This is a genomic window from Kitasatospora sp. NPDC002040 (assembly GCF_040296785.1).
GTDB lineage: Bacteria > Actinomycetota > Actinomycetes > Streptomycetales > Streptomycetaceae > Kitasatospora.
On the sequence record NZ_JBEOXV010000012.1, the window covers coordinates 124285 to 149194 of the forward strand.

A 24910-nucleotide genomic window follows, 5' to 3' on the forward strand; every position below is an offset into this window, starting at 1 on the left:
CGGGACGGTGCGGTAACCGGACTCCACCCCTCGGGGCTGGAGAGCAGCCCCGGACTCACGGCGAGAGTCCGGGGCTGTCACCCGTTGCACCACCGGCGCCGCCGGCTGCTCAGGCCGCGTGCGTCCGGGCCCAGTCGTAGAGGCGGTGGGCGCTGTCACCGAGCCGGGTCGCGTAGAGCGTGCCGGCCGGGCCGCCCGCGAGTTCGTCGGTGGCGGTGGTGACGCCGACCACGGTGCCGGTGCCCGTCCGGGGATCGAACCCGGCCAAGTGCGGTCCGCCGCTGGCCCCGTGGCCCATGTCGCACTGCTCGCCCCACAACAGGGGTGCCGCGACGCCGGGCCGGGCCGGGCCCGCGCAGTGGATCAGCCGCGACCCGGCGTACTTGGGGTTGCCCAGGTTGAGCCGGTCCTTCGGGTACCCGAAGGTGTGGACGAACCCGCCCTCGACCGGCTTGGTGAAGGCGATCCGCTGACTTCCGGTCAGCTCCGCGATCCGGCGCCCGTCGGCCGACCGGTTCACCACCATGACGGCCGTGTCGTAGCCGGCCACGGCCATGCCCTCCGAACCCGTCCCGTCCGGATCGGCGTCCCAGCGGGAGGAGGTGGCCATGCTCCTGACGCTGAAGCCGCCGAGCGGCTTGGTGCCGTTCCGGTAGCCGGGCACGAAGTAGACGTTGCGGTGCCAGGTGTCGGGGTCCGTGGCGGCTCCGACGCCCCGCAGGCAGTGCGCGGCCGTGACCACGGTGCTGCGGTTCTCACCGGTGACGACCGTGGCCGTGCAACTGCCGTCGTAGCCGTCCGCGAAGGTGAAGAAGAGCCGGCCGACGCTCCTGTTCACCGCTCCGCCGTGGGTCCAGACGTCCCCGGGGTCCGGCGTGTTCGGCGGCAGCGGTCGCGGGTCGTCCGGCGTGTTGTCGTCCTCGGGCAGCGGGGTGATCTCGGGGACCACGGCACCCGCCAGCCTCATCCGGTCGGGGGTCCAGTAGCCGTCGATCCGGCTGCGCTCCTGGTCGGTGGTGGCACCGGCGCGGGTGCTGACGGAGTCCTTCCCGGTGGCGAGGGCCGGGCTCGGCAGCGCCACCACGGTGGCGGCGCTCAGCAGCAGGGCTCCCGCGGCGGCGAGCCTGCGGGGGAGGTTTCGGTGCGTGACTGACATCGTGGCCGTTCTTTCGCTGGATCCGGTGGGCTTCAGGCGCGTTCAATGGCCCTCACGGTAGGAGCGGGACATCGTGCTGCCCCCTCGGGAGCGTCTCGGCCGGCCATCGGTACCAGCGGATTCGTGTAACGGCCGGGCGCCTCCGGCGCTACCGGGCGGCTCCCGCGCGCCCTCGCCCCGATGGCCAAATGCGTTGACAACTACCCTCCCCTGACTCACAGTTCGACCACCGGCGGGCGTCAGGGGGCGGTGCGGTGGCGGCGGACGAGGACCATGCGGGCGACTACGACTACCCGATCGACGTGGCCCGGGACGGCGTCACCGAGCTGGTGGTGCACGGCTGGGGCAGCTCGGGGCCGGCCGAGGTGCTGGACGACCCCGAGGTGCGACAGGTGGCCGGGAGCAAGCTGGCCGGGATCTGGCGCGGCCGGGACGACCCGCTGTCCCAGCGGCACCGGGAGGCGTACTTCTGGGGCGGGCTGACCTCGCGCTCGTGGGCGACCGCGCTCTGGTTCCTGCTGCTGCCGTTCGCGTTCACCAACATGGCGGGCTGGATGGCGCTCGGCAACCGGGGCCAGGTCCGGTTCCAGCAGGCCATGGTGCGGGTGATGGCGTTCTGCGTCACCGCGACCTACCTGCTCTTCCTCACCCAGGTCTTCGTCGACCAGGCCGCCTGGCAGTGCCTGGCCGTCACCAACTGCCGGGTGCAGCCGTTCTGGCACGCGCTGCGGATGCAGGACCGCCCGTACCTGGCCGCCGCGGCGGCCGCGCTCGTCCCGGCGCTGTTCGTGCTGCTGCTGCACCTGGGCACCAGCCCGAACCGGCGCTGGGAGGTGGCCGCCCAGGGCGAGCGCGCCGCGTACGACCTCTCCAAGGCCCGGCTGACCGACGCCGCGTTCTGGCAGGACGGCGCCGGCTACGCCACCCAGGACCGGGCCCTGCACACCGCCGGGGCCTGGACCGTGCTCGCCCTGGTGCTGCTGCGCACCGCGGCCACCGGCGGCCGGGCCTCGGTCGCGGTGGCCTGCATCGAACTCCTGCTGCTGGCAGGCCTGTCGGTGCTCGCCTGCGCCGCCCTGGTGGACCGGCTCCGGGCCGTGCTGGCCGGCGGGAAGACCGCCCGCCGGGTGCTCTGCGGCGGCACCGGGGCGGTACTGGTGCTGGCCGGGGTGCTCTGCGCCGTCCAGCCGAGCGGGCGGCGCACCGGTGCGGCGGGGCTGAGCCGGATCGGGATCGGCATGCCGGACCTGCTGGACGCCTTCAACCTGCTGCTGGCGGTGCTGTACTCGGCCGGGGTGCTGATGCTGGCCGTCGCCCTGTGGGCCAAGCGCTCCACCGCCCGGCGCGGTCTGCCCCGGCTGCCGCCCGCGTTCTCCACCGTGACGGTCGGCAGCGGGCTGCTGTTCGCGATCTGGTCCGGGGTGGCGCTGTCGGCGGCGCACTGGCTGAGCCCGCCCGCCAAGGACGCCACGGCGGCGGTGCTGACGCAGGTTCAGATCCTGCCCGGCTCAGCGGCGCTGGCCCGGTTCAGCATCGACGGGATGGCGGTGCTGCTGTTCTGGTTCGGCGCGGTCTGGCTCTGGCACCGGCGGGACTGGGAGGACACCCTCGCCCCCGAGCTGGCGCGCTGGCAGGAGCGGGCCGTGGTCGCTGACCGGGCCGCCGAGTTGGAGCTGACCGGGCCCGATGCCGGCCCTGCCACCGACACCGGGATCTGGCTGGCCGCGGTGCGGCGGCGCAAGCAGATCGGCACGCTGCTGCTGCGCTGGCTGGAGGGCGGGCTCTCCGGGGCCGCGGTGCTGCTGGCCGGTGCCGCGATCGCGTTCAGCTGCTCGTACGTGCTGGCGTGGAGCAAGGGGCCCAAGCCGGACGTCAACCTGATCTGGGCCGGCCTCCCGGCCCCCAGTGCGACCGTGGCCGGGGCGATCCTGCTGCTCGGTCCGCTGGCCCTGCTGCTGGTGGTGCGCAATGCGCTGGCCGATCCGAACACCCGCAAGCTGACCGCGATCGTCTGGGACATCGCCACCTTCTGGCCGCGTTCCTTCCACCCCTACGCCCCACCCAGCTACGCCGAGCAGGCGGTGCCCCAACTCACCGAGCGGGTACGGCACCTGACCGAGCGGGGCGGGACGGTGGTGCTGCTCGGGCACAGCCAGGGCGCGGTGATCGTCACCGCCACGGTCGCTCAACTGGCCGCCCACGCCGAGGCGTCGATACCGCGCCTGTCCGTCGTCACCTACGGCAATCCGGTCCCCCGGCTCTACCGCCGCTGGTTCCCGACCTACCTGCACGCCCCGCTCCCCGTGGGCGGAACCACCGTCACCTGGGCCAACTTCCACCGCACCACCGATCCGTTCGGCGGCGAGGCCCTGCGCGATCCGAACGTCACCGACACCTGGCTCGCCGACCCGCCCACCGCCCTGCGCCAGCCCGGCAGCGAACGCCCGGTGATCCGCGGCCACCACCACCGCGGCTACGTCCGCCAGTCCGAACTCGCCCGCCACCTCAAGCAGGAGACCGACCGGCTCCGCTCCCTGCCACCGCCGCCGGAGCAACCGCCGGGCCCGTGACCTGACCTGACCGGCCGTCGGCCGAACCGCCGCCCTGCCTATGCTGTCCACCATGCGGATATGGCGGCGGACCTCGGTACGCGCCAGGGCGGCGGTCTGCGCCGCACTGGCCTCGGTGCTGGTGTTCGGGCCGGCCGCGGTCTGGGCCGGGGAGGCGGCGTACCAGCAGTGGATGCCGAACGCGGAGGCGAAAGCGCTGCGCGAGGCGACCCTGCTGGACGCCGCGATCACCAGTGACGACTGGGCCGGTGCGATCATCGGGAACTACCAGCAGTCGGCCTACGCCCTGGTGCTGGCGGACGGCAGCTGGGCCCGGCACGACCGGATCGGCGAGTCGCCGCTGGTCTTCCTGCCCCCGATGCCCAACCGCTACTCCGACCACCGCTCCATCGGCGACGCCGAGACCGTACGGATCGGGCTCCCGGACGGCGTGGGCTACGACATCTCGACCCCGGTCGGCCCCAATCCGACCGACCGTACGCTCACCTTCCTGCGACGGAGGGGCCAGCTCTGGAGCTCCGCCGACCTGGAGCGGCTGACCGGCCGTCAGGGTCTGCCGCCGCAACAGGTCACCACGTACGTGGTGGTCAACGACATCGAGGCCCGGGCCTCGGCCGCGCGCCTCACCACCGTGCTCGGCCGCTACGTCGTCCCCGGCGGCGCCCTGTTCGTCGGGCTGGTGACCTGGGTGGTGATCGGGCTGGCGCTGCGGCCGGTGGAGGCGATCCGGCGGCGGATGGCCCGGATCGGCGGCGGGGCGTTCCACGAACGCGTGCCGGTCCCGCCCGCCCGGGACGGGATCACCCGGCTGGCGGTGACCACCAACGAGACACTGGAGCGGCTGGAGCAGGCGATCGCCGAACAGCGCAGGCTGGTCGCCGACGCCTCGCACGAGCTCCGCACCCCGATCGCGGTCCTGCGCACCTCGCTGGAGGTGGCCCTCGCCCACCCCGACGACATTCCCTGGCCGGAGGTGGTGGCGGAGGCGCTCGCCGACACCGAGCGGCTCCAGGCCCTGGCCGACGACCTGCTCCTGCTGTCGCGGACGGACGAACAGCAGGCCCCGGGCGAACCGGTCGACCTGCACGACCTGCTGTCCGAGCAGGCGGCCGAACGGGCCTGGACCGGCTCCCGGAAGGTCCGGGTGCTCGCGCTCGAATCCGCCGTGGTGGCGGGTGACGAGCTGCTGCTGGCCCGGGCCGTCCGCAATCTGCTGGACAACGCCTGCCGCTTCGCCGCCGCCGAGGTCACGGTCGCGCTGCGGGTGACGGCGGGTCAGGCGGAACTGACGGTGGCCGACGACGGCCCGGGCATACCGGCGGCCGACCGCGAGCGGATCTTCGAACGGTTCGTCCGGCTCGACGAGGCCCGGGACCGGGAGCACGGCGGTGCCGGGCTCGGCCTGGCCCTGGTGCGCGGCATCGCGCGCGGCCTGGACGGTACGGCCGCCGCCGTCGAACCCGCCGCCGGACACGGGGCGGAGCTGGTCCTCCGCCTGCCCGTCCTCCCGGCCGGACCTGAAGATCCGTTCAGCTTCGGCCGCACCCCGCCCCACCCGGTCTAGGCTGGCACGATGCGACTTCTTCTGGTCGAGGACGAGGCCCGGCTGGCACGGTCGCTCAGCCGGGGCCTGCGGGCCGAGGGCTATGCCGTGGACGTGACCGGCGACGGCCTGGCCGGCCTGGAGCTGGCCCGGGCGGGCGGCCATGCGGCCGTGGTGCTGGACCTGATGCTGCCGGGGCTGAACGGCTTCCGGGTCTGCCGCCAACTCCGCCAGGACGGCAACCCCGTGCCGGTCCTGGTGCTGACGGCCAAGAACGGCGAGTACGACGAGGCCGAGGCGCTCGACAGCGGAGCGGACGACTTCCTCAGCAAGCCCTTCTCCTACGTCGTGCTGACCGCCCGGCTGCGCGCGCTGATCCGCCGGGGCACGACCGGCCGGCCGGCCGCGCTCGCGGTCGGGGATCTGACGGTCGATCCGGCCGCCCGGCGCTGCACCGTCGGCAGTACGCAACTACGGCTCACGGCCAAGGAGTTCGGCGTCCTGGAGTGCCTGGCCCGGCGGCCGGACCAGGCCGTCCCGAAGGCCGAGATCCTGGGCGCCGTCTGGGACCACGCGTTCCAGGGCGACCTCAACATCGTCGAGGTCTACGTCGGCGCACTGCGCCGGAAGCTCCAGGCCGCCCGGGCCCGCTGTGCGATCGAGACCGTCCGGGGCCTCGGCTACCGCCTCACGCCCTGACGGGTCAGGCGGTCCGGCCCAGGGTGGCGAGGTAGGCGCGCCAGCCGCCGAAGCCGGTGATCTCGTGGTGGACTCCGCGCTCGGCCTCGCCCCGGGCCAGCAGCATCGACAGGCAGGCCGAGCCGTCGGCCAGTTCGATCACGCCGAGCTCCAGCTCGCGCGGCTCGCCGGGGAGGATGACGTCCCGCAGGTGCTCCAGGGAGATGTCGTAGAGCTCGCCCTCGATGGCGGTGTCGACGGCGGGGTCGGGGTGCAGGCCCGGGCAGACGTCGCCGATGGAGAAGAAGCGGTAGCCGGGGGCGGTGGTGACCGGCCCGATCAGGGCCTCGGCCACCGAGGCGTGGAACGGACCGCCCACCATGGCCTGGCCGTTGAAGAAGATGCGTGCCATCGGTACTCCTCGGGAAAGGCGTACGGCCACCCACTCGGCGGGTGGCCGTACGGTTCGTAGCAATCGGCGCCGCCAGTTCTACAGCGCGGCAGGCGGCAGGCCGGTCGGGGCTGGATAGATTGGGGTCAGTCGAGCAGCGGGAGCGCGGGCAGGGTGAGGAAGTCGACGAACTCCTCGGCCAGCGAGACCTGTTCGAACAGCTTGGCGGCCTCGGTCCAGCGCCCACCGGCGTAGACCTCGTCGCCCAGCTCGGTGCGCAGGGCGGCGAGCTCCTCGGCCACGAGCCGGCGGACCAGCTCGGCGGAGGCCTTCTCACCGGTGTCGGCGAGCACCACGTCGTTGCGGATCCACTGCCAGATCTGCGAGCGCGAGATCTCGGCGGTGGCCGCGTCCTCCATCATGTTGAAGATGCCGACCGCACCGAGCCCGCGCAGCCAGGCCTCGATGTAGCGGACGCCGACCTGGACGGCGTTGTGCAGGCCGGCCTGGGTGCAACTGCCGCCTGCACCCGCGATGTCGAGCAGCTGGGCGGGCGTCACGGTCTCGCTGGAGCCCGGGTTGTCCTTCTGGTTCGGCCGGTCGCCGAGCACCGCGTCGAAGCAGGCGCGGGCGACCGGGACGAGGTCCGGGTGGGCGACCCAGGAGCCGTCGAAGCCGTTGCCGGCCTCGCGCTCCTTGTCCGCCTTGACCTTCTCCAGCGCGGCGGCGTTGACCTCGGGGTCGCGGCGGGACGGGATGAAGGCGGCCATGCCGCCGATCGCGTGGGCGCCGCGCTTGTGGCAGGTCTGCACCAGCAGGCGGGCGTACGCGGCCATGAACGGCGAGGTCATCCCGACCGTGTTCCGGTCCGGGAGGATGTAGTGCTCACCGGCGTCGCGGAAGTTCTTCACGATCGAGAACAGGTAGTCCCACCGGCCCGCGTTCAACCCGGCGGCGTGGTCCCGGAGTTCGTAGAGGATCTCGTCCATCTCGAACGCGGCGGTGATGGTCTCGATCAGCACCGTGGCGCGGATGGTGCCGTGCGGGATGCCGAGCGCGGCCTGCGCGTGGGTGAAGACGTCGTTCCAGAGCCGGGCTTCCAGGTGGCTCTCGGTCTTCGGCAGGTAGAAGTACGGGCCGGAGTTCGGGTCCTCGGCGCCGCGCGCGATCAGCCGGGCGGCGTTGTGGAAGAAGTACAGGCCGAAGTCGAACAGGCCGCCGGAGACCGGGGTACCGTCGACCAGCAGGTGGCCCTCGTCCAGGTGCCAGCCGCGGGGGCGGACCACCACGGTGGCCAGCTCGGCGGCGGGCTTGAGCGCGTACGACTTGCCGGCCTCGGTGGCGAAGTCGATCCGGCCCTCGAAGGCGTCGATCAGGTTGATCTGACCGCTGACCACGTTCTCCCAGGTGGGGGCGGTGGCGTCCTCGAAGTCGGCGAGCCAGATCTTCGCGCCCGAGTTGAGGGCGTTGATGACCATCTTGCGGTCGGTCGGCCCGGTGATCTCGACCCGGCGGTCCTGCAGGGCGCGCGGCGCCTCGGCGACCTTCCAGTCGCCGGCCCGGATCGCGGCCGTCTCGGGCAGGAAGTCGAGGGTGCCCGCGGCCGCGGTCTCCTCGCGGCGGGTCCGTCGTCGGGCCAGGAGCTCCTGCCGGCGGCCTTCGAAGGCGCGATGGAGGCCGACCACGAAGGCGACCGCGTCCGGGGTGAGCACCTCCTCGGCGCGGGGGACGCGCGGACCGGCGACAGTGACGACGGGAGCGGCGGGAGAGGCGCCGGCGGATCCCTGGTCTGCGGCCATGGGCAGGACACTCCTTGGACTGTTGAGCCAACAGGGAAATTCCGGTGGGAACTTCCTCGATACCGACCCGTCTGCTGGCGGGTTCGGTTCTGTAAGGTGGAGACTAGTTTCCGCGATACAGAATTTCAACGCTTTGTTGAGGTAGATCGCTGGGACTCTACTCCTCCTCCGACAGTGAAGGGAACGCCGGTGGCCAGCACCTCCGCCGCAGCACCCACAGGGGCCGACCGGGCCACCGGCGGCGTGCAGTCCGTCGAGCGCGCCTTCCAACTGCTGGAAGCCCTGGCCGACTCGGGCGGCATCGCCACCCTGAGCGAACTCTCGGCCACCTCCGGGCTGCCGATGCCGACCATCCACCGCCTGATTCGTACCCTCGTGCAGCAGGGCTATGTCCGCCAGGACACCGCCCGTCGCTACACCCTGGGCCCCCGGCTGATCCGGCTCGGCGAGACCGCGGGCCGACTGCTCGGCAGCTGGGCCCGGCCGTACCTGGCCGAGCTGATGGAGGCCACTGGCGAGACCGCCAACCTGGCCGTGCTCGAGGGCGGCGAGGTGGTCTACGTCGGGCAGGTGCAGTCGCGCCGCTCGATGCGGATGTTCACCGAGGTCGGCCGCCGGGTGCAGCCGCACTGCACCGGCGTCGGCAAGGCGCTGCTGGCGCAGCTCGACGAGGCCGAGGCGCGCGGCGTGCTCGGCACCCAGCCGCTCCAGTCGCACACCCCCTACACCGTCACCGACCCGGGTGAGCTGTTCGCCCAGCTGGCCCAGGCCCGGGAGCGCGGCTACGTGGTGGACGACCAGGAGCAGGAGATCGGCGTCCGCTGCATCGCGGTCGCCGTCCCGGGCGCGCCGACCCCGACCGCGCTCTCGGTCTCCGGCCCCGAGGCCCGGATCCGCGCCCTGGAGGCGCAGGCGGGCAACTCCTCGCTGGTCCCGGTGATGCGTCAGATCGCGTCCCGACTCGGTCAGGTCCTGGCTCCCTGAGCCGGACACCGTCCCCGCGTCCGCCCTCGCATCCGCACGAACCCGCGCCGCGCCGATAGATTCTGCACCGGCAGCACTACGTTCGGTGAGCAGGAGAGCGCAATGCGTGGACGCGTCATCACCCTCGGACTGGCCGCGTCGGCGGCCCTGGTCCTGGGCATCGGCCCGGCGGTCGCGGTACCGGGCGGCTCGGACCTCCAGGTGGTCCGGCTGGACCCGGACCCGGCCGCGCCCGGCGGGCTGACCACCGTGCACGGGTTCGTCGCCAACGGCGGACCGCTGCGGACGACCGCCCCGTTCACGGTGCTGATCGACCTGCCGGCCGGGTTCACCGCCGAGGGGCCGTACTTCCCGACCACCTGCCGGACGGCGGGCGCCCGGGTGGTGAGCTGCACCTTCGGCCCCGGGCTGCCCCCGTTCGGGAGCGCGACCGCGCTCGTCCCGGTCCGGGTGAACGCCGACGTGCCCCCCGGCACCAGGGCCGAGGGGCACGTCAGGGTGGTGAGCACCGACGATCACCACACCGCGAACAACAGCACGCCGTTCACGCTGACCGTCGGGTGAGTCAGCGGTAGACCCGGACGTAGTCCGAGGCGAAGCTGATCGGGGCCGAGCCGGACGGGCCCGGGTGGTACTGCCCGGCGCCCACCGACAGGTTGAGGATCAGGTAGGCCGACCAGTTGCTGCCGACGCCGGTGCCGTCGGAGAACACCTTGGTCCCGTTCACGTACCAGTCGACGGAGTTGGCGCCGTAGTAGGTGCCGATGGTGACCCACTTGTCGTGGCCGACGGCGTTCGCGTCGGTGTGGTACTTCAGGCCGGACTTGACGTGGTTGGTCAGCTCCAGCAGACCGGCGTTGTCGGGGTGGTACTCGAACGAGTCGATCTCCCCGTTGCCGTTCTTCCAGGTCCACAGCGCCGGCCAGGCACCGGAGCCGGCCGGCAGCTTGACCCGGGTCTCGGCGTAGTCGCCGGTCTTCACCTGGAAGCCTTCCGAGGAGTACTCGGTGGTGAGCAGCCCGGTGTCCCAGGCCTGCTTGCCGTTCTCCAGGGTGTGGCTGGAGGGCTTGGCGGTGAAGGTCGCCACCCCGCCCGAGACGCTGACGCCGTTCTGGCTGATCCAGTCGAGCTTGTTGTCGTCCGGGTTGTGGGTGCCGTAGCGGTACGAGCTGCTGCGGTCGCCGACCCACTTGGAGCCCCAGGCGATCCCGTTGTCGAACTCCTCCGACCAGGTCAGCGCCTTGCCGGGGATCGGTGAGGTCCCGGCCGGGGTGGTGGGGGTCGGCGTGGGGGTCGGGGTCGGCACCGGGGTGGGCGTGGGGGTGGGCGTCGGGGTCGGGGTGACCGCGCCGCCGACCGTCAGCCGCTGCGACGGCAGGTTGTGCCAACTCCCGTTCAGGTCCTGCCAGAAGCCGAACTGGGTGTACGTGCCGGCCGGCAGCGAGCGGGCCCCGCTGGTGAAGTTCACGCCGCTCGGGCAGATCTGCACGTTGCTCGCGTTGCCGGGGAAGTCGAGGTTGCGGCCGGCCGCGTCGCGGACGCCGACACCGAGCGTCTTCGCGGTGAAGCAGCTGCCGGAGTGCACGGTCAGACCGGCCTTGGTCGCGGTGTTCGCGGCCATCGAGCCCGGCGTGAGCCGGTCCTGGGTGACGGAGGTGGCGGCCTGGGCCTGGCCGGCCAGCGGAGCAGCGGCGATCAGCGGTACGGCCACCAGGGCGGCCGCGCCGAGACGCGCAGGGGTCAGGGCAATACGCATGGGCAGGGTCCTCGTCGACGCCTACGAGGTGAGCTGTCGGGTTCGGGCCGGAGGACTGCCCGGCCGCGCGTGCGCGCGGCTTCACCCCGAGCGGTTCCCTGCCGGGGCAGGGGTGACCGCAGACTGACCTGGTTCCCCCGCTCCTGTCCGAACTCGGTGTGGTCGAGTAACCGTCGACGGGCGGACAGGACTCGGCGTCCCGGCGACGGCGTCCGCAGCGGCGCGGACAACTCCATGCAGGCTAGGCAGATTGTCCGACCATCGACAATGAGACCTCTCTCACATCCCCGGAAAACGGGCGGAATCAGGACGGCACTCCCGGTCGCACAGGAGGAATTACCGGTCCTGCTCACACGAATTGCCGAAATCCGGCAAACGGTGACCCAAGGGCCATTCCACCGCATCCGACGGCCGGTCAACTGCCGTTCATCCCAGGCCAATCAACTCGACGGGCCGGTGTTCTTATCATACGCTCGGCGCTCAGCGGGGGTTTCGCAGCGGCATTCACGAATGCCTGCTGCCATCTTTCGCCGACCAATCAACTCCGCCCCGATAAACGGAAGTTCGACCGACTTCTCCGTCCCGTCAGCGAAAGGCACAGACATATGCGCGCACCGCGCCCGTGGTTCAGCAGGTCCGCCGGAGTACTCGTCACGGCTCTCACCCTCGGCCTCCTCACCGGAGGTGCGGTCGGCCCGGCCAACGCCGTGACCGGCGACGTCCCGATGGACGACGAGTACTCCTTCACCGCCAAGCTCGCCATCGGCGACCAGGGTCTGAGCTGCTCCGGCGTTCTGATCGACCCGCTCTGGCTGCTGACCGCGAGGAGCTGCTTCGCCGACGGCACCACCCCCGCCGCCGCCGGCCCGCCGAGGCTCGCCACCACCGCGACGGTCAACCGGGTGGACCTGGCCGACACCGCGTCCGGACGGACCCTCAAGGTCACCACGCTCGCCCCGCACGCCGACCGCGACCTGGTGCTGGCCAAGCTGGAGTTCCCGGTCTTCGGGGCCAACCGGATCAAGCTCGGCAGCACCGCCCCGGCGGCCGGCGAGATCCTCACGGTGGCGGGCTTCGGCAGCACCCTGAGCACTGCCGCGCCGACCAAGCTGCGCGCCGGCGATTTCACGGTGCAGAGCGTCGACGCCGGCGGCATCGGTATCAGCGGCAGCTCCCCGAGCTACGTCTCCGTCTGCAAGGGCGACGCGGGCGGCCCGGCCTTCCGTACCGTCGGCGGTGTCCCCGAGCTGGTCGCGATCTCCAGCACCTCGCACCAGAAGGGCTGCTTCGGCGCCCCTGCCACCACCGACAACGGCGCCTACGAGGTCCGCACCGACAACCTCGGCAGCTGGATCGACGGCGTCGTGGCACCCACCCGCCCGCTGCTCGCCCCCGGCGCCACCCTGACGGCCGGTCAGTCCCTGCTCGGCCAGGACCTGAAGCTGACCATGCTCGCCAACGGCGACCTGGCGCTGACGCACCGGAAGGTCGCCAACGGCGTGCTCTGGTCCTCCGGTACCGGTGGCAACCCCGGCGCGTACGCCGTCATGCAGCCCGACGGCAACCTGGTGGTCTACCGGAGCGGCGGCGGGCCGGCCACCGGCGGCGCCCTCTGGTCCGGCAACACCTCGGGCAACAGCGGCGCCTACCTCGCCCTCCAGGACGACGGCAACCTCGTGCTCTACCGCGGGGACTCCGCTCCCGGCCCGGCGGCCGGCGCGCTCTGGTCCACCGGCACCCTCCGGACCGGACCGGCCTTCCCGTCCGGACGGACGGTCTGGCCCCGGCAGTGGGCCGAGCAGGGGAGCACCCTGCTGATGCTGCAGCAGGACGGCAACCTGGTGCTCTACCGCAGGAGCGACGGCGCGGCCCTCTGGGCCAGCCACACCAGCGGCAACCCCGGCACCCGGCTGGTGATGCAGACCGACGGGAACCTGGTGCTCTACCCGGCCAACGGCGGACCGGAGACCGGCGGCGCCCTCTGGAACAGCGGCACCTACGGCAACCACGGTGCCCACCTCAGGCTCCAGGACGACGGGAACCTGGTGATCTACCGCCAGGACGGCGGCCAGGGCATCGGCGGCGCCCTCTGGGCCACCAGCACCTTCGCCTGACCCTGCACCGCCCGGGGCCGGAGGGACCAACCCTCTGGCCCCGTCCGGGTGTTCAGGACAGCCAGGTCTGGATCTGGGCCGCTGCGGCCGGGGCCCAGCCGAGTTCGAGGTGGTTCAGGCCGGTGAGCAGCCTGGTGCCGGCGACGGTGCCGATGCCGGTGGTGTCGAGGGCGCTGGCGGTGAAGACCAGGCCGTCGCTGGGGCCGCGGTTCTCGTTCAGCAGGCCGGGCAGGTCGGCGGAGCCACCGGCCAGCAGGTAGCTGGGGATGCTCGCCGGGATGCCCGCCTGCTGGAGCGGCCCGATCAGTGAGCCGGCGTCGATCGCAGCCTGGATGCCCTGGCCGGAGCTGTAGTAGCCCTGGCCGCCGTAGTAGGTGGTCCACCAGTCCTGGGTGAGCTGGTCGACGCCGTACAACCCGTCCCAGCGGGCCAGCAGTTGGCGCTGCCCGGGGTAGCAGTCGTAGCCGCCGCTGGGCAGCACGCCGAGGCAGGGCTGCGCGGTGTAGCTGCCGTAGCAGGTCAGGTAGAGGTGCGGCGAGGGCGCGTTGGCGGTGCCGCCGCAGGCGGGCCAGGTGGCCAGCGAGAAGCTCCAGCCGTGGGCGTAGACGTAGTCCATACCGCCGTTGGGGCCGCCGAGCGTGACCAGGCGGCGGACGTCACCGACGTACGGCCGCCCCCAGGACGGGCGGACGGAGGAGACGTAACTGCGGGCCGCCACCTCGCCCTTGCTCCAGGCGACCAGGTCGGCCTGCGCCACGCCGAGCCGGTCCCGGATCAGGGCCAGGGCGTCACCGACCACCTGGGACTGCATCAGGTTGTCGCCGTGCTTGTGGGCGAAGTTGACCGCGAAGACCCGGTGCCCGGCGGCGGCCAGCTGCTGCGCCAGCCCGGTCGAAGGACAGCCGGAGGCACCGCAGTTGGTGCCCTCGCCCGGGTTGGCCCAGGCCCGGTCCGCGTTGTCGTTGGCACCGTGCACCAGCAGCACGGCGGACCCGGGGTTGGTGTTCCACCCGGCGGCGGAGTAGAGCAGGAAGCGGGCCGAGGAGGGGCGCTTGACGCCGCCGAACCAGGTCACCCGGGCGCCGTCCTGGTCCCCCCGGCCGTCGGCCGGGTACTGCTCGGTCCGGAAGCCCGGGGTGGTGTCGTAGTAGCGCTCGACCTTGGCCCAGCCGTTGCCGGGCGAGCCGAACGAGGCCTCCAGGCTCAGGTACCCGGGTGGCGCGGCGGCGGCCGGGCCGAGCCCGAGGGCGAGCGCGGCGATGGTGAGCAGCAGGACGAACAGTCGTCGCATGGTGGCTCCATGGGTGGGGGATGGAGCCACGGTAGGAACAGAGCCACGTCCCACCCATGTGACGAACACACATCCGCCACTTCGACGGAGTAGCGGTACGCCACAAGTCCCCTGAGTTCCATGGCAGTTACGCGCGAGTGAAGTGTTTCCGCAGCACTTCCGCAGGGACCTGACATGCCCTCACACTGGCTGCCATGGCACTCACTCTACGCGCGTTGAAGACCCGCGCCGCTTCCGTCGCCGTCGTCGGCCTGGTCGCCCTGGCCCCCACCGTCGTGTTCGCCGCAGATGCCTCCGCCAAGGTCAGCGGCAGCATCTGCCTCACCGCCCTGCCGAGCCAGGGCCGGGACACCATCAGGCTGATCGACCAGGGCGGTCCGTTCCCGTACAGCCAGGACGGCATCGTCTTCCAGAACCGGGAGGGCGTGCTCCCCGGCCAGTCCACCGGCTACTACCACGAGTACACCGTCAAGACCCCGGGGTCCTCCACCCGTGGCGCCCGACGGATCGTCACCGGCAAGGTCTACCACGAGGACTACTACACCTCGGACCACTACGCGACCTTCTACAAGGTCAACTTCGGCTGCTGACCGACAGCCCCCGGCCGCCCGCCCCCTCTCCCCGGGGGCGGGCGGCCCTGTCGTTCCCGCCGACCTGACGTCGACTCTTTACGTGCGATTTACAGCCGGGTACGCTCCTGAAACATCTTGCGGCAACTTGCGCAAGACGATTCGTCAGCTCCCGATCGGTGGCGTGCGCCGCAGTGCCCTCCCCAGGCCCTGTGCTGTCGGCCGGGTGCCTCTCCCCCACCCACGAGGCCCCGAGGAGTCCATCCGTGGACCGCAAAGCCGCACGCCACCGCCTGATCAGACACCGGAATCCGCTGCTCGCCGTCCTGGCGGTCGTCGCCGGACTGGTCGCCACCCTGCTGCCCGCGATCACCGCGCAGGCCGCCTCCACCGCCACCGTGTACTACCGGCCGGCCGCCGGCTGGACCGCCGTCAACCTGCACTGGGCCCCCACCGGCGGGAGTTGGACCACCTCCCCCGGCACCGCGATGGAGGCCGCCTGCACCGGCTGGTACAGGAAGACCGTCGACCTCGGCAGCGCCACCACGCTGGCCGCCACCTTCAACAACGGCGCCGGCACCTGGGACAACAAGGGCGGGGCCAACTACCAGCTGGGCACCGGGGTCAGCGCCGTCTCCGGCGGCCAGGTGACCAGCACCGACCCGTGCGCCACCGCCACCCCGACCTCGGCCACGGTCTTCTACTCCACCACCGGGCGCAACTGGCCCGGGTACTACCTGCACTGGGCCCCGACCGGCGGCAGCTGGACCACCGCCCCGGGCACCGCGATGGCGGCCGCCTGCACCGGCTGGGTGAAGCTCACCGTCGCGCTCGGCACCGCGCCCGGCTGGCAGGCGACCTTCAACAGCGGCAACGGCATCTGGGACAACAACGGCGGCGCCAACTACCAGCTGGGCACCGGCGCGATCACCGTCAAGGACGGCGTGGTGGCCCACAGCGACCCGTGCGGCACGGTCACCCCCGACCCGACCCCGACCCCGACGCCCACCCCGTCCCCGTCCCCGTCGCCCTCCCCCACGAGCGGCACCGGCTCGGCGACGGTCTGGTACGCGACCACCACCGTCGGCTGGTCCACCGTCAACCTGCACTGGGCCCCCACCGGCGGCAGCTGGACCACCAGCCCCGGGACCGGCATGGCGGCCGCCTGCACCGGCTGGGTGAAGAAGGCCGTCGCGCTCGGCAGCGCCACCACCTGGCAGGCGACCTTCAACAACGGCAACGGCGTCTGGGACAACAACAACGGCGTCAACTACCAGCTGGGCAGCGGCAACAGCATCGTCAAGGACAGGACGGTGACGGCCGGCGCCACCGACCCGTGCGCCGCCGTCGTCCCGGACACCACCGCCCCGACCGCCCCCACCGCCGTACTGGCCAACGCCACCGGCACCGGCACCGTGCTGACCTGGAGCCCGGCCACCGACAACATCGGCGTGACCGGCTACCGGATCACCAGGACCGGTGGCACCAAGGGCAGTTCGGTCGTCGACACCGGCTCGACGGTGTACTCGCAGAGCGGCCTGGAGCCCACCACCTCGTACTGCTGGACGGTGGTGGCCAAGGACGCGGCGGGCAACCTCTCGCCCGCCTCGGCCGCGTCCTGCGCCACCACCGGAGCGGCCGAGCCGACCGCCCCCGGCGGCACCCCGCTCGGCACCGACCCGCGCAAGGACCCGATCTACTTCGTGCTCACCGCCCGCTTCAACGACGGTGACAGCAGCAACAACCGGGGCGGCAGCCAGGACGTGAAGTCCGGCAACGCGGCCAACAACGACCCGATGTTCCGGGGCGACTTCAAGGGCCTGGTGCAGAAGCTCGACTACGTCAAGGGCCTCGGCTTCTCGGCGATCTGGATCACCCCGGTGGTGCTCAACCGCTCGGACTACGACTTCCACGGCTACCACGGCTACGACTTCTACCAGGTCGACCCGCGGCTGGAGTCGGCCGGCGCCTCGTACCAGGACCTGATCAACGCCGCGCACGCCAAGGGCATCAAGATCTACCAGGACGTGGTCTACAACCACAGCTCCCGTTGGGGCGCCAAGGGCCTGTTCACGCCCACCGTGTACGGCGTCCGGGACACCCAGTGGAGCTGGTACTACGACGCCCCGAACGCGGGCTTCGAGTACGACGGCCTCACCGTCGACCCGGTCTCCGGCAAGTCGTACTACAACGGCGACCTCTGGTCGACCGCCGAGCCGAGCGGCAACACCTGCCTCAACTGGGGCAAGCCGACCGGGGCGAAGAGCCCCGAGGGCTACACCATCTACAACTGCCAGTGGCCCGGCGCCACCACCGGGATGTTCCCCAAGGCGCTCTACCACCAGTGCTGGATCGGCAACTGGGAGGGCGAGGACTCCCGTTCGTGCTGGCTGCACGAGGACCTGGCCGACTTCAACACCGAGAGCCCGGTGGTCCAGCAGTACCTGATCGGCGCGTACAACAAGTACATCGACATGGGGGTGGACGGCTTCCGGATCGACACCGCCGTGCACATCCCCCGGGTCACCTGGAACCGCCGCTTCCTGCCCGCCATCTACGAGGAGGTCAGCCGGAAGTTCGGCGCCGCGAAGGCCGCGAACTTCTTCGTCTTCGGTGAGGTCGGCGCCTTCGTCAACGACAGGTGGAACCGGGGGTCGGTCAACCACTCCGCCCAGTTCTTCACCTGGAAGGAGCGCCGGGAGTACGTCGCGGACGACGTCCAGGCGGCGCTGGACCAGTTCAACTACGAGAACACCATGGGCACCGGCAACCAGCCCGTCTCCACCAACGCCTTCCTGAACGGGAACGCCTACCACGCCCCGGACAAGAGCCAGTTCAGCGGCATGAACATCATCGACATGCGCATGCACATGAACTTCGGCGACGCCTCCAACGCGTTCAACAACGGCAAGGACTCCGACGACTCCACCAACGACCCGACCTACAACGTGGTCTACGTGGACAGCCACGACTTCGGCCCGAACAAGTCCAGCACCCGCTACGCCGGGGGCACCGACGCCTGGGCCGAGAACATGGCGCTGATGTGGACCTTCCGCGGCATCCCCACCCTCTACTACGGCTCGGAGATCGAGTTCCAGGCCGGAAAGCAGATCGACTGCGGCCCGACCTGCCCGCTCGCCACCACCGGCCGGGCGTACTACGGCGACAAGGTGGCGGGAGAGGTGACGGCCAGTGACTTCTCGGTCGTCAGCTCCGCCTCCGGCGCGGTGGCCGGCACGCTCCAGCAGCCGCTGGTCAAGCAGCTCCAGCGGCTGAACCAGATCCGCCGCGCGATCCCGGCGCTCCAGCTGGGCCAGTACTCCACCCAGGGCGTCAGCGGCGACATGGCCTTCAAGCGCCGCTACACCGAGGGCGGCGTGGACAGCTTCGCCCTGGTCGCGGTCACCAACGCGGCCACGTACACCGGGATCCCGAACGGCACCTACAAGGACGCGGTCACCGGCGACGTGAAGGTGGTCGCCAACGGCACCCTCTCCGTCCCGGCCGCCGGCAAGGGCAACCTCCGGGTCTACGTGCTCGACCTCGGCGGCAGCAACGCCGCCCCGGGCAAGATCGGCACGGACGGCCCGTACCTGAAGTAGCCGGTGAACGGACCGGCGGTCCGATAGGTTGGATGGGTACGGCCGACACGGCCGTACCCATCTGCCGCTTCACCCAGACGAGGACCAGCCCGAGATGACCGCGCCCCTGCCAGGCTTCGCCGGCCGCACCTACCTGTTCCAGGTCGACAACGGCGCCGCCTTCCGCAACTCCTACTCGGCGGACGGCACCCGGCTGCGCTGGGAGGGCCTCGGCGAGTCGGCCGGCCAGTGGGAGGACGTCGGGCTGCACGTCGCCCAGGTCGCCCCGGAGATCTACTTCGTCAGCTGGACCGAGAACAGCGGCATCACCGTCAGCCACGTGATGGACCTGGCGAACCTCACCGTGCGCGCCTTCTGGACGTACGAGGGCGAGGGCGGCCGGGTCGGCGAGCTGCACACCGGCACGCTCAAGGCCGAGGGCTGACCGTCCCTCAGGGCGCCAGGTTCCTGGACAGGAACTCCAGCGCGGGCGGCAGCAGCCTGCTCCAGGTCTGGAAGTTGTGGCCGCCGGTCGGCACCGACGCGGTGGCCACGGTCATCGGCGCCCGGACGGCGGCCTCGAACGCGTCGGTCTCGCGCTGGTAGTCGCCGTCGCCCTCCCGGCTGCCGGCCAGCATCACCGCGACCGGCGGCTGGGGCAGCGAGGCCAGCCGCCACATCAGGTCGGCCTCGTTCCGGCGCTGCGCGCTGCCCTGGAACAGGTCGCCGGTGGAGACGTCCTCGGCCGCCCGGTAGTAGCCGGAGATGGAGACCGCGGCCGGGAAGACCTCGGGGTGACGCATCGCCAGCTTGAGGGCGCAGTACCCGCCGGTCGAGTTGCCCGCCATGCCCCAGGCCCGGGCACCGGTCGAGATCCGGTACGAGGCGCCGAGCACCCGGGGGACGTCCCGGGTGAAGTACGTCTCGGACCGCACCCCGCCCGGGATGTCCTCGCACTCGCTGTCGGCGGGCAGCGCGGGCGAGGGGCGCATCAGCACCAGGACGGTCGGCTGCATCCGGCCGCTGTTCATCAACTCCAGCGCCGCACCCGGGTAGTTGAGCCGGGTGATCAGGTTCTTGGCGTCCCCGGGGAAGCCGGTCAGCACGATCACCGCGGGGAACCGGCGCTCCGCGTGCTCGGGCTGGAAGTACTGCGGCGGCAGGTAGACGTAGCCGTCGGTGCTCAGGCCGGTGGACGGGCCGGGGATCCGGACCTCCTCGATCTCGCCGACCCGCTTGGGCTCGTGGCCCCGGCTGCCGCTGTCCACCTCGGCCCGGCCGAGCCGCTGCACCGGCACCACCCGCGGCTCCGGGCTCGCACTGGCGCTCGGCGTCGCACCCGTGGCCGGGGGCTGCCCGGTGACGGTCACCGCGCCGTTCTCCCCGGTGCCCAGCAGGTCGCCCCAACTGCTGTAGAAGGCGAAGTAGTTGTTGGCCAGCAGGCCGAGTGTGCAGAGCACCGCCAACTGGGTGGCGAGCAGCACCCCGATCCGGCCGAGCACCGCCTGCCAGGTCGGCCGGGCGAACCGGGACCAGTACCTGACCGTGCCGACCAGCAGCAGCAGCGCCGCGGCGGCGGCCAGGATCAGTAGCTTGTGGCTGGTCAGCCCCATGTCCCGTGACTCCCCGTAGGTTCGGAGCAGCCGGGACGCCCGCACCGGCCGGTGGTCCAGTATGCACGTCCCGGGGTACGCCGGGGCCCCGGCCGCGTCGTACGCGACCGGGGCCCCGGCGGCGGTCAGTAGCGCAGCACCGCGGCGATCCGGTCGTGGTCGGCCAGCGCCTCGTCCGGCAGGAAGACCACCTCGGCGCCCTGGTCCAGCGCCGCCTCGACCAGCTCGTCGACGATGTCCTCGCGGACGCCGCGCTCCCAGCTGCCCGGTTCCGCCACCGCCTCGGCGCCCACCGCGGCCAGGTGGCCCTCGGTCAGCCGGACGGTCTGCTGGTAGTGCTCCTCGACCGCGACCAGGCTGACCCGGCCCTCGCGGACGGCCTCCCAGACCTCGTCGAGCCCGGCCGCGAAGGTCTTCCGGCCGCGCGCCTCGTCCAGCAGGCCCGCCACCCGGCGGCCCTCCTGCTCGGCGTACGCGGCCCGGGCCGGGCGCAGCTCCTCCCGCAGCACCCGGTCGGGCCCGTTCACCAGCCCGCCGTTGAGCGCCTTGCCGACCGCCCCCTTGGTGGCCGAGCCGACCTCCTCCAGCAGGGCCACGGCCTGCGGCAGGCCGACCAGGAAGAGCGGGCGGGAGTCGGTGCCGAGCAGCTCGCCGAGCGAGGTGTCGACCGCCCGCAGGAAGCGCCTGGTCTCCTCGTCCCGGAAGGTGCTGGGCTGGTCGCCGACCCGCTCCTCGCGCTGGACGTCCCACTCGAGCGCCTCGGGCTCGGCCGGGAAGCCGTCGGCCCGGTGCTCGGTGAGGGCCTCGCCGATGCCGCTCCACAGGGTGGCCCGGTCGCCGGCGACCACCAGCACCCAGTAGGGCCGGAACTGGGCCTTGGCCGCGACCAGGTTGCGGGTCAGGAAGGTGTCGCTCAGCACCACTCGTTCGGGTACCTCGCGGGGCAGGGTCCAGATCTGGTGCTCGGCGGTGGTCGCGAACAGCACCAGCCCTTCCTCGGCGTGCCGCAGGTCGACCTCGGACACGGCCTTCGCCAGCCGGGCCTTCAGGTCGATCCTGGCCTGCCGGGCGATGTCGGGGTCGGCGTCGATCCGGCGCTCGGCCTCGGCCAGCACGTTGCGCAGCCGGACCGGGTCCTGCGCGTTGTCGGGCTCCCTGCGGTGGGTGGGCAGGGTGAGCGACGCCGCGGGGTAGGAGCGCGGTGCCCGCAGTTCGCGCAGGGCCTCGGCTGTCAGGTCGTCGGGTTCCATCGTCCTCTTCTCCTTGGTCCTCCGAGCGCTGCGGGCCGGGGTCCGGTCGTACCGGACCGAGGTTCCGTCAGGGCAGTGGCACGTCCGCCCACCGTCGCACGAGATGGAGCGCCCGGCGTGGACAAACCGGGGTGTTTCGGTCACCTGTCGATAGCCTGGGGCCATGCGGAGACTCCCTGAGCTGCGGCGGGTCGGTTACCTCTGGTCGCTCGCCCACTGGGCGCCGCTGGTGCTGATCGCGCTGGCAGCGATGTTCGACGTGCTGACGCCCGGGCAGCAGCGGTACGACCGGTTCCTCGCCGCCGCACCCGCGCTGGCCGCCGCCACCTGGAGCGTCCGGGGAATTGCCGGGATCGGGGCGCTCACGATGGCCACCGAGGTCGTGCTCTCCTTGGACCGGGACGCGGATTTCGTCACGGCGACGGGCACCGCCCTGCTGGTGATCGTCACCGTCACGGCGGCCGCCTGCTACGCGAGCCACGTCCGGCAGAGCCGGGAGCGCGACCTGGCCGAGCTCCGGGCGGTGGCAGACGTGGCCCAGAGCGTCCTGCTCCGCCCGCTGCCGCCCGCGCTGGGCGGGGTGGAGCTGAACCTGCTGTACGACGGGGCGGCGGCCCAGGCCAGGATCGGCGGCGACTTCTACGAGGCGCTGCGCACCCCGTTCGGGGTCCGGCTGATCGTCGGCGACGTGCAGGGCAAGGGGCTGCCGGCCGTCGAGGTCGCCTCGGTGCTGCTGGGCACCTTCCGCGAGGCCGCGTACGAGGCACCCGACCTGGCGGCACTGGTCGACCGGCTGGAGACCGGCATGGTGCGCTACAGCGAGCAGGTGCCCAGTTCGGACGCCGCCGAGCGGTTCGCCACCGCCGTGCTGGTGGAGATCCCGCCCGACGGCCGGACCGCCGGGGTGCTCAACTGCGGCCACCCGGCACCGCTGCTGCTGCGCGGCCGGGAGGTGGTCACGGTCGAGCCCTCCACCGATGCGCTGCCGCTGAACCTGAGGGCGCTGCTGAACGACCACCACCCGGTCGACACCGTCCCGTTCGGGCCCGGCGACCGGCTGGTGATCTTCACCGACGGGGTGAGCGAGGCCCGGGACCGGGCCGGCTCGTTCTACCCGCTGGCCGACCGGGTGCGCGGCTGGACCGGGAGCGGCTCGGCCCGGCTGCTGGAGCTGCTCGCCGCCGACCTGCGCGAGTACGGCTCCGGCGCGGCCGACGACGTCGCGGTGCTGATCGCCGGGCGGCCCGGGCCGGAGGCCCTCAGTACCGCTGCGCCTTGACCACCACCGGCGTCAGCTGGTCCGAGGTGGGCCGGCGGCTGAACGAGACCGGGCTGGCGGGCTGCCCGGCCGCCACGTTCTCGGCGCCCACCACCGTGCTCACCACGGCCTGGCCGGAGGCGTCCCGCCAGTCCACCTGGACGGCGTACGAGGCGGGCGCCCGGGTGCTGTTCACGATGTTGACCACGGCGGCCTGGATGCCGCCCGAGGTGGCCAGCGGGACGCCGGTCAGGGTCACGTCGGAGACCGCGTTGCCGCTGCCCTCGACCCCCTTGAGGGCGGCTGCCGCCCGCTCCTGGTGCTCCGCCGCGTAGGCCGACACCGAGGCCTCGAACGAGGCTGCGGCGGCCGAGGCGGAGGAGGCCGCGGCCGAGATCGAGGCGGCGGCGGAGGCGAAGGCCGAGGGCGGCGAGCCCGAGAACGAGGACGGGTTGGGCGCCACCGACAGGCTGGGGCCGGCCGAGGGCGTACTGCTGGACGAATCGCTGCCGCAGGCTCCCAGCAGCGCGGCCGCCGTGCCGGCCGCCACCAGCGCGGCGGCCCCGCGCACCCCGTTCCGCCCGTACCCGCGTGCTGCTTTCGTCACTGCTGCCTCCTGCGTCGCCGATGGACCGTCCGCACCTCATGTTTCGCAGGGTCGGGTGCCGGGGCGACCAGGGGTGCGCCGTCCGAGTGACGGTCAATCGGGCGCACTGCCAAGGGAGTTCATCCGCCGTCCCGGAGCCGGGCGGCCAACCGCTCGCTGTCCGCGTCGGTCCAGCCCGGCGGCGGCGCGATCCTGGCCCAGGCCTGCACCGGCAGGGTGCCGAACCGGTGGCCGTGCCCGGCCGGGACGTCGTTGGCCGCCGCCAGGTCGCAGCTGACCTGCCAGAACGTGACCAGCGGGTACCAGCGCATGGTCGGTGAGACGTCGGCGGCCCTGGGCTGCTCCAGCCACTCCGGCCGACGCCAGAGCAGCGCGGGCTCCCACCAGGTGACCGGGTCGCTGCCGTTCTGCAGGTAGGCGATCCGCGGCTGGGTCCAGGCCCCGCCGGGCAGGTCGAGGTCGGCCGGGGTCTGGGCGAACCGGACCGTCCGCCCGTCCTGGTAGACCGGCCGCCAGACCGGGCTGCCCGGGTCGCGGCCGTCGGTGACGTCGTGCCGGATCGGGTTGTCCGGCGTCGGCCCGACCAGCAGCGCGCCGTCGGTGCCGCCGGCCAGCCCGCCGACCCCGCTCGGGTAGGCCCGCTCGGTGGCGTACGAGCCCAGGCTCTCCCCCGCCACCAGCAGCTTCGGCCTGCGGTCGGCCGGGAGGGTGGCCCAGTGGGCGTGCACGGCGTCGATCAGCGCGGCGCCCGCGTCCGCGGCCTCGCCCTCGGTCAGGAAGGAGATCCAGCTCGGCAGGTAGGAGTACTGCATCGCCACCAGGGCGCTGTCGCCGTCGTACAGGTACTCCGGCGGGGTGGCGACCTGCTCGTTCACCCAGCCGCTGCCGGTGGTGCTGATCACCACCAGCACCTTGCGGGCGAAGCCGCCGGTGCGGTCCAGCTCGGCCACCGCCAGTTGGGCCCGCTGGGCCAGTGTGTCGGCGGAGCGCAGGCCGACGTAGACCCGGACCGGGTCCTTGGCGGGCCGACCGGAGAAGGCGGCGACCTGCCCGGCGGTGGTGGCCCGGCCGATGAAGTCCCGGCCCTTGGCACCGAGGCTGTCCCAGCTCTCCAGCGAGGCCGGGCTGCCGGACAGGGTGGGCAGCGCGGGCCGGACGATCCCGGGCGAGGTGGAGCGGTCGGTCAGGGCGGCGGCGCTCTCCGCCGCGTCGAGCAGACCGCGCAGCAGGAAGCCCTGCACCAGCCCGACCACCAGGACGGCGGCCAGCACGACCGCTCCGACGGCCGCCGTCCGGGCCGGGACCACCCGGCCGAGCTGCCGGGCGATCGCCCGGGTGCCCAGCCGGACCAGCCGGGCGACCAGCACCAGCAGCGCGGTCAGCAGCAGGGCCGCCGGCAGCACCAGGGCCCACTGCCACCAGCTGATCCGCGGGTCCAGCCCGACCGCCCGGCGCAGATCGCCCTGCCAGCGCACGCTCCAGGCGGTCACGAAGACGATCGCCAGCGGACCCAGCACGGCCAGCGCCGACCAGGCCCACTGCCGGACCCGGGCCGTCACCGAGACCCCGCACCGGCGCAGCAGCCACTGCAGGAACGCACCGATCCCGTAGCCGAACGCGGCGGTGATCGCACCGGCGGCGGCCTGCAGCCACCAGGCCCGGGGGATCAGGGACGGGGTGAAGGACAGCACGTAGCAGAGCGCGGCGCCGGCCAGGGCGCCCCAGGACGGCAGCCGGCGCACCACCCGCG

19 protein-coding genes and 1 riboswitch are annotated in these 24910 nt (G+C 72.5%); of the genes, 10 read left to right on the forward strand and 9 right to left on the reverse strand.

What is annotated here, in order from left to right; all coding sequences use genetic code 11:
- Window positions 1-109: 109 nt before the first annotated feature.
- Window positions 110-1156: a trypsin-like serine peptidase gene (locus tag ABT118_RS23995; protein ID WP_350672459.1), complete on the reverse strand. Its 1047-nt coding sequence runs from the start codon at window positions 1154-1156 to the stop codon at window positions 110-112.
- Between the two features lie 254 nt (window positions 1157-1410).
- On the opposite strand from ABT118_RS23995, the gene ABT118_RS24000 reads away from it, so the two are divergent.
- From ABT118_RS24000 to ABT118_RS24010, 3 genes are read left to right on the forward strand one after another with little or no spacing between them, the layout of a single operon-like run.
- Complete coding sequence (locus ABT118_RS24000; protein WP_350672461.1) at window positions 1411-3726, forward strand: PE-PPE domain-containing protein; 2316 nt, start codon at window positions 1411-1413, stop codon at window positions 3724-3726.
- A gap of 52 nt (window positions 3727-3778) precedes the next feature.
- Window positions 3779-5290 (forward strand): sensor histidine kinase, encoded by a 1512-nt coding sequence (locus ABT118_RS24005; protein ID WP_350672463.1) that lies wholly within the window; start codon window positions 3779-3781, stop codon window positions 5288-5290.
- Between the two features lie 9 nt (window positions 5291-5299).
- On the forward strand, window positions 5300-5968 hold the full coding sequence (locus ABT118_RS24010) for a response regulator transcription factor (RefSeq protein ID WP_350672467.1): 669 nt from the start codon (window positions 5300-5302) through the stop codon (window positions 5966-5968).
- Window positions 5969-5972: 4 nt separating this feature from the next.
- Here ABT118_RS24010 and ABT118_RS24015 read toward each other — a convergent pair whose 3' ends face one another.
- Window positions 5973-6359: an allophanate hydrolase-related protein gene (locus ABT118_RS24015; protein ID WP_350672469.1), complete on the reverse strand. Its 387-nt coding sequence runs from the start codon at window positions 6357-6359 to the stop codon at window positions 5973-5975.
- A gap of 125 nt (window positions 6360-6484) precedes the next feature.
- Window positions 6485-8137 carry a malate synthase A gene (aceB, locus tag ABT118_RS24020; protein ID WP_350672471.1) on the reverse strand — a complete coding sequence of 551 codons (1653 nt, stop codon included), beginning with the start codon at window positions 8135-8137 and terminating at the stop codon, window positions 6485-6487.
- Between the two features lie 189 nt (window positions 8138-8326).
- On the opposite strand from aceB, the gene ABT118_RS24025 reads away from it, so the two are divergent.
- Together ABT118_RS24025 and ABT118_RS24030 are read left to right on the forward strand one after the other, a co-directional pair.
- Window positions 8327-9121: an IclR family transcriptional regulator gene (locus ABT118_RS24025; RefSeq protein ID WP_350672472.1), complete on the forward strand. Its 795-nt coding sequence runs from the start codon at window positions 8327-8329 to the stop codon at window positions 9119-9121.
- 102 nt (window positions 9122-9223) lie between these two features.
- A complete protein-coding gene (locus ABT118_RS24030) occupies window positions 9224-9685 on the forward strand; it encodes a COG1361 family protein (RefSeq protein WP_350672474.1) in 462 nt (153 codons plus the stop codon).
- A gap of 1 nt (window position 9686) precedes the next feature.
- On the opposite strand, the gene ABT118_RS24035 is transcribed toward ABT118_RS24030, so the two are convergent.
- A complete protein-coding gene (locus ABT118_RS24035) occupies window positions 9687-10877 on the reverse strand; it encodes a glycoside hydrolase family 16 protein (protein WP_350672476.1) in 1191 nt (396 codons plus the stop codon).
- 3 nt (window positions 10878-10880) lie between these two features.
- Window positions 10881-11046, reverse strand: a riboswitch (cyclic di-AMP (ydaO/yuaA leader).
- Window positions 11047-11482: 436 nt separating this feature from the next.
- Between ABT118_RS24035 and ABT118_RS24040 the strand changes: the two genes are divergently transcribed.
- Complete coding sequence (locus tag ABT118_RS24040) at window positions 11483-12991, forward strand: trypsin-like serine protease (RefSeq protein ID WP_350672477.1); 1509 nt, start codon at window positions 11483-11485, stop codon at window positions 12989-12991.
- 52 nt (window positions 12992-13043) lie between these two features.
- Here the strand turns inward: ABT118_RS24040 and ABT118_RS24045 are convergent, their stop codons facing one another.
- A complete protein-coding gene (locus ABT118_RS24045) occupies window positions 13044-14282 on the reverse strand; it encodes an esterase/lipase family protein (RefSeq protein ID WP_350672479.1) in 1239 nt (412 codons plus the stop codon).
- A 194-nt stretch (window positions 14283-14476) separates the two neighbouring features.
- Between ABT118_RS24045 and ABT118_RS24050 the strand changes: the two genes are divergently transcribed.
- From ABT118_RS24050 to ABT118_RS24060, 3 genes are all read left to right on the forward strand, one after another.
- Window positions 14477-14872: a guanyl-specific ribonuclease gene (locus ABT118_RS24050; RefSeq protein ID WP_350672481.1), complete on the forward strand. Its 396-nt coding sequence runs from the start codon at window positions 14477-14479 to the stop codon at window positions 14870-14872.
- A gap of 245 nt (window positions 14873-15117) precedes the next feature.
- Window positions 15118-18453 (forward strand): carbohydrate binding domain-containing protein, encoded by a 3336-nt coding sequence (locus ABT118_RS24055; RefSeq protein WP_350672484.1) that lies wholly within the window; start codon window positions 15118-15120, stop codon window positions 18451-18453.
- A gap of 94 nt (window positions 18454-18547) precedes the next feature.
- Window positions 18548-18877, forward strand: a complete 330-nt coding sequence (locus ABT118_RS24060) for a MoaF-related domain-containing protein (protein WP_350672488.1) — start codon at window positions 18548-18550, stop codon at window positions 18875-18877.
- 7 nt (window positions 18878-18884) lie between these two features.
- Here ABT118_RS24060 and ABT118_RS24065 read toward each other — a convergent pair whose 3' ends face one another.
- The gene (locus ABT118_RS24065; protein WP_350672490.1) at window positions 18885-20045 is read right to left on the reverse strand and encodes an alpha/beta hydrolase; all 1161 of its coding nucleotides are present in this window, start codon (window positions 20043-20045) and stop codon (window positions 18885-18887) included.
- A gap of 125 nt (window positions 20046-20170) precedes the next feature.
- Entirely contained in the window at window positions 20171-21295 is a 1125-nt protein-coding gene (locus ABT118_RS24070) for a baeRF3 domain-containing protein (protein WP_350672492.1), read from the reverse strand.
- A gap of 163 nt (window positions 21296-21458) precedes the next feature.
- Here ABT118_RS24070 and ABT118_RS24075 point away from each other — a divergent pair, with 163 nt between their 5' ends.
- Window positions 21459-22574 (forward strand): PP2C family protein-serine/threonine phosphatase, encoded by a 1116-nt coding sequence (locus ABT118_RS24075; protein WP_350672494.1) that lies wholly within the window; start codon window positions 21459-21461, stop codon window positions 22572-22574.
- Here the strand turns inward: ABT118_RS24075 and ABT118_RS24080 are convergent.
- Both ABT118_RS24080 and ABT118_RS24085 read right to left on the reverse strand, forming a co-directional pair.
- A complete protein-coding gene (locus ABT118_RS24080; RefSeq protein WP_350672496.1) occupies window positions 22555-23160 on the reverse strand; it encodes a hypothetical protein in 606 nt (201 codons plus the stop codon). The two genes, ABT118_RS24075 and ABT118_RS24080, sit on opposite strands and share 20 nt — an antisense overlap.
- 119 nt (window positions 23161-23279) lie before the next feature.
- Window positions 23280-24905, reverse strand: coding sequence for an alpha/beta hydrolase (locus ABT118_RS24085; RefSeq protein ID WP_350672498.1), 1626 nt, complete (start codon window positions 24903-24905; stop codon window positions 23280-23282).
- Between the last annotated feature and the right edge of the window lie 5 nt (window positions 24906-24910).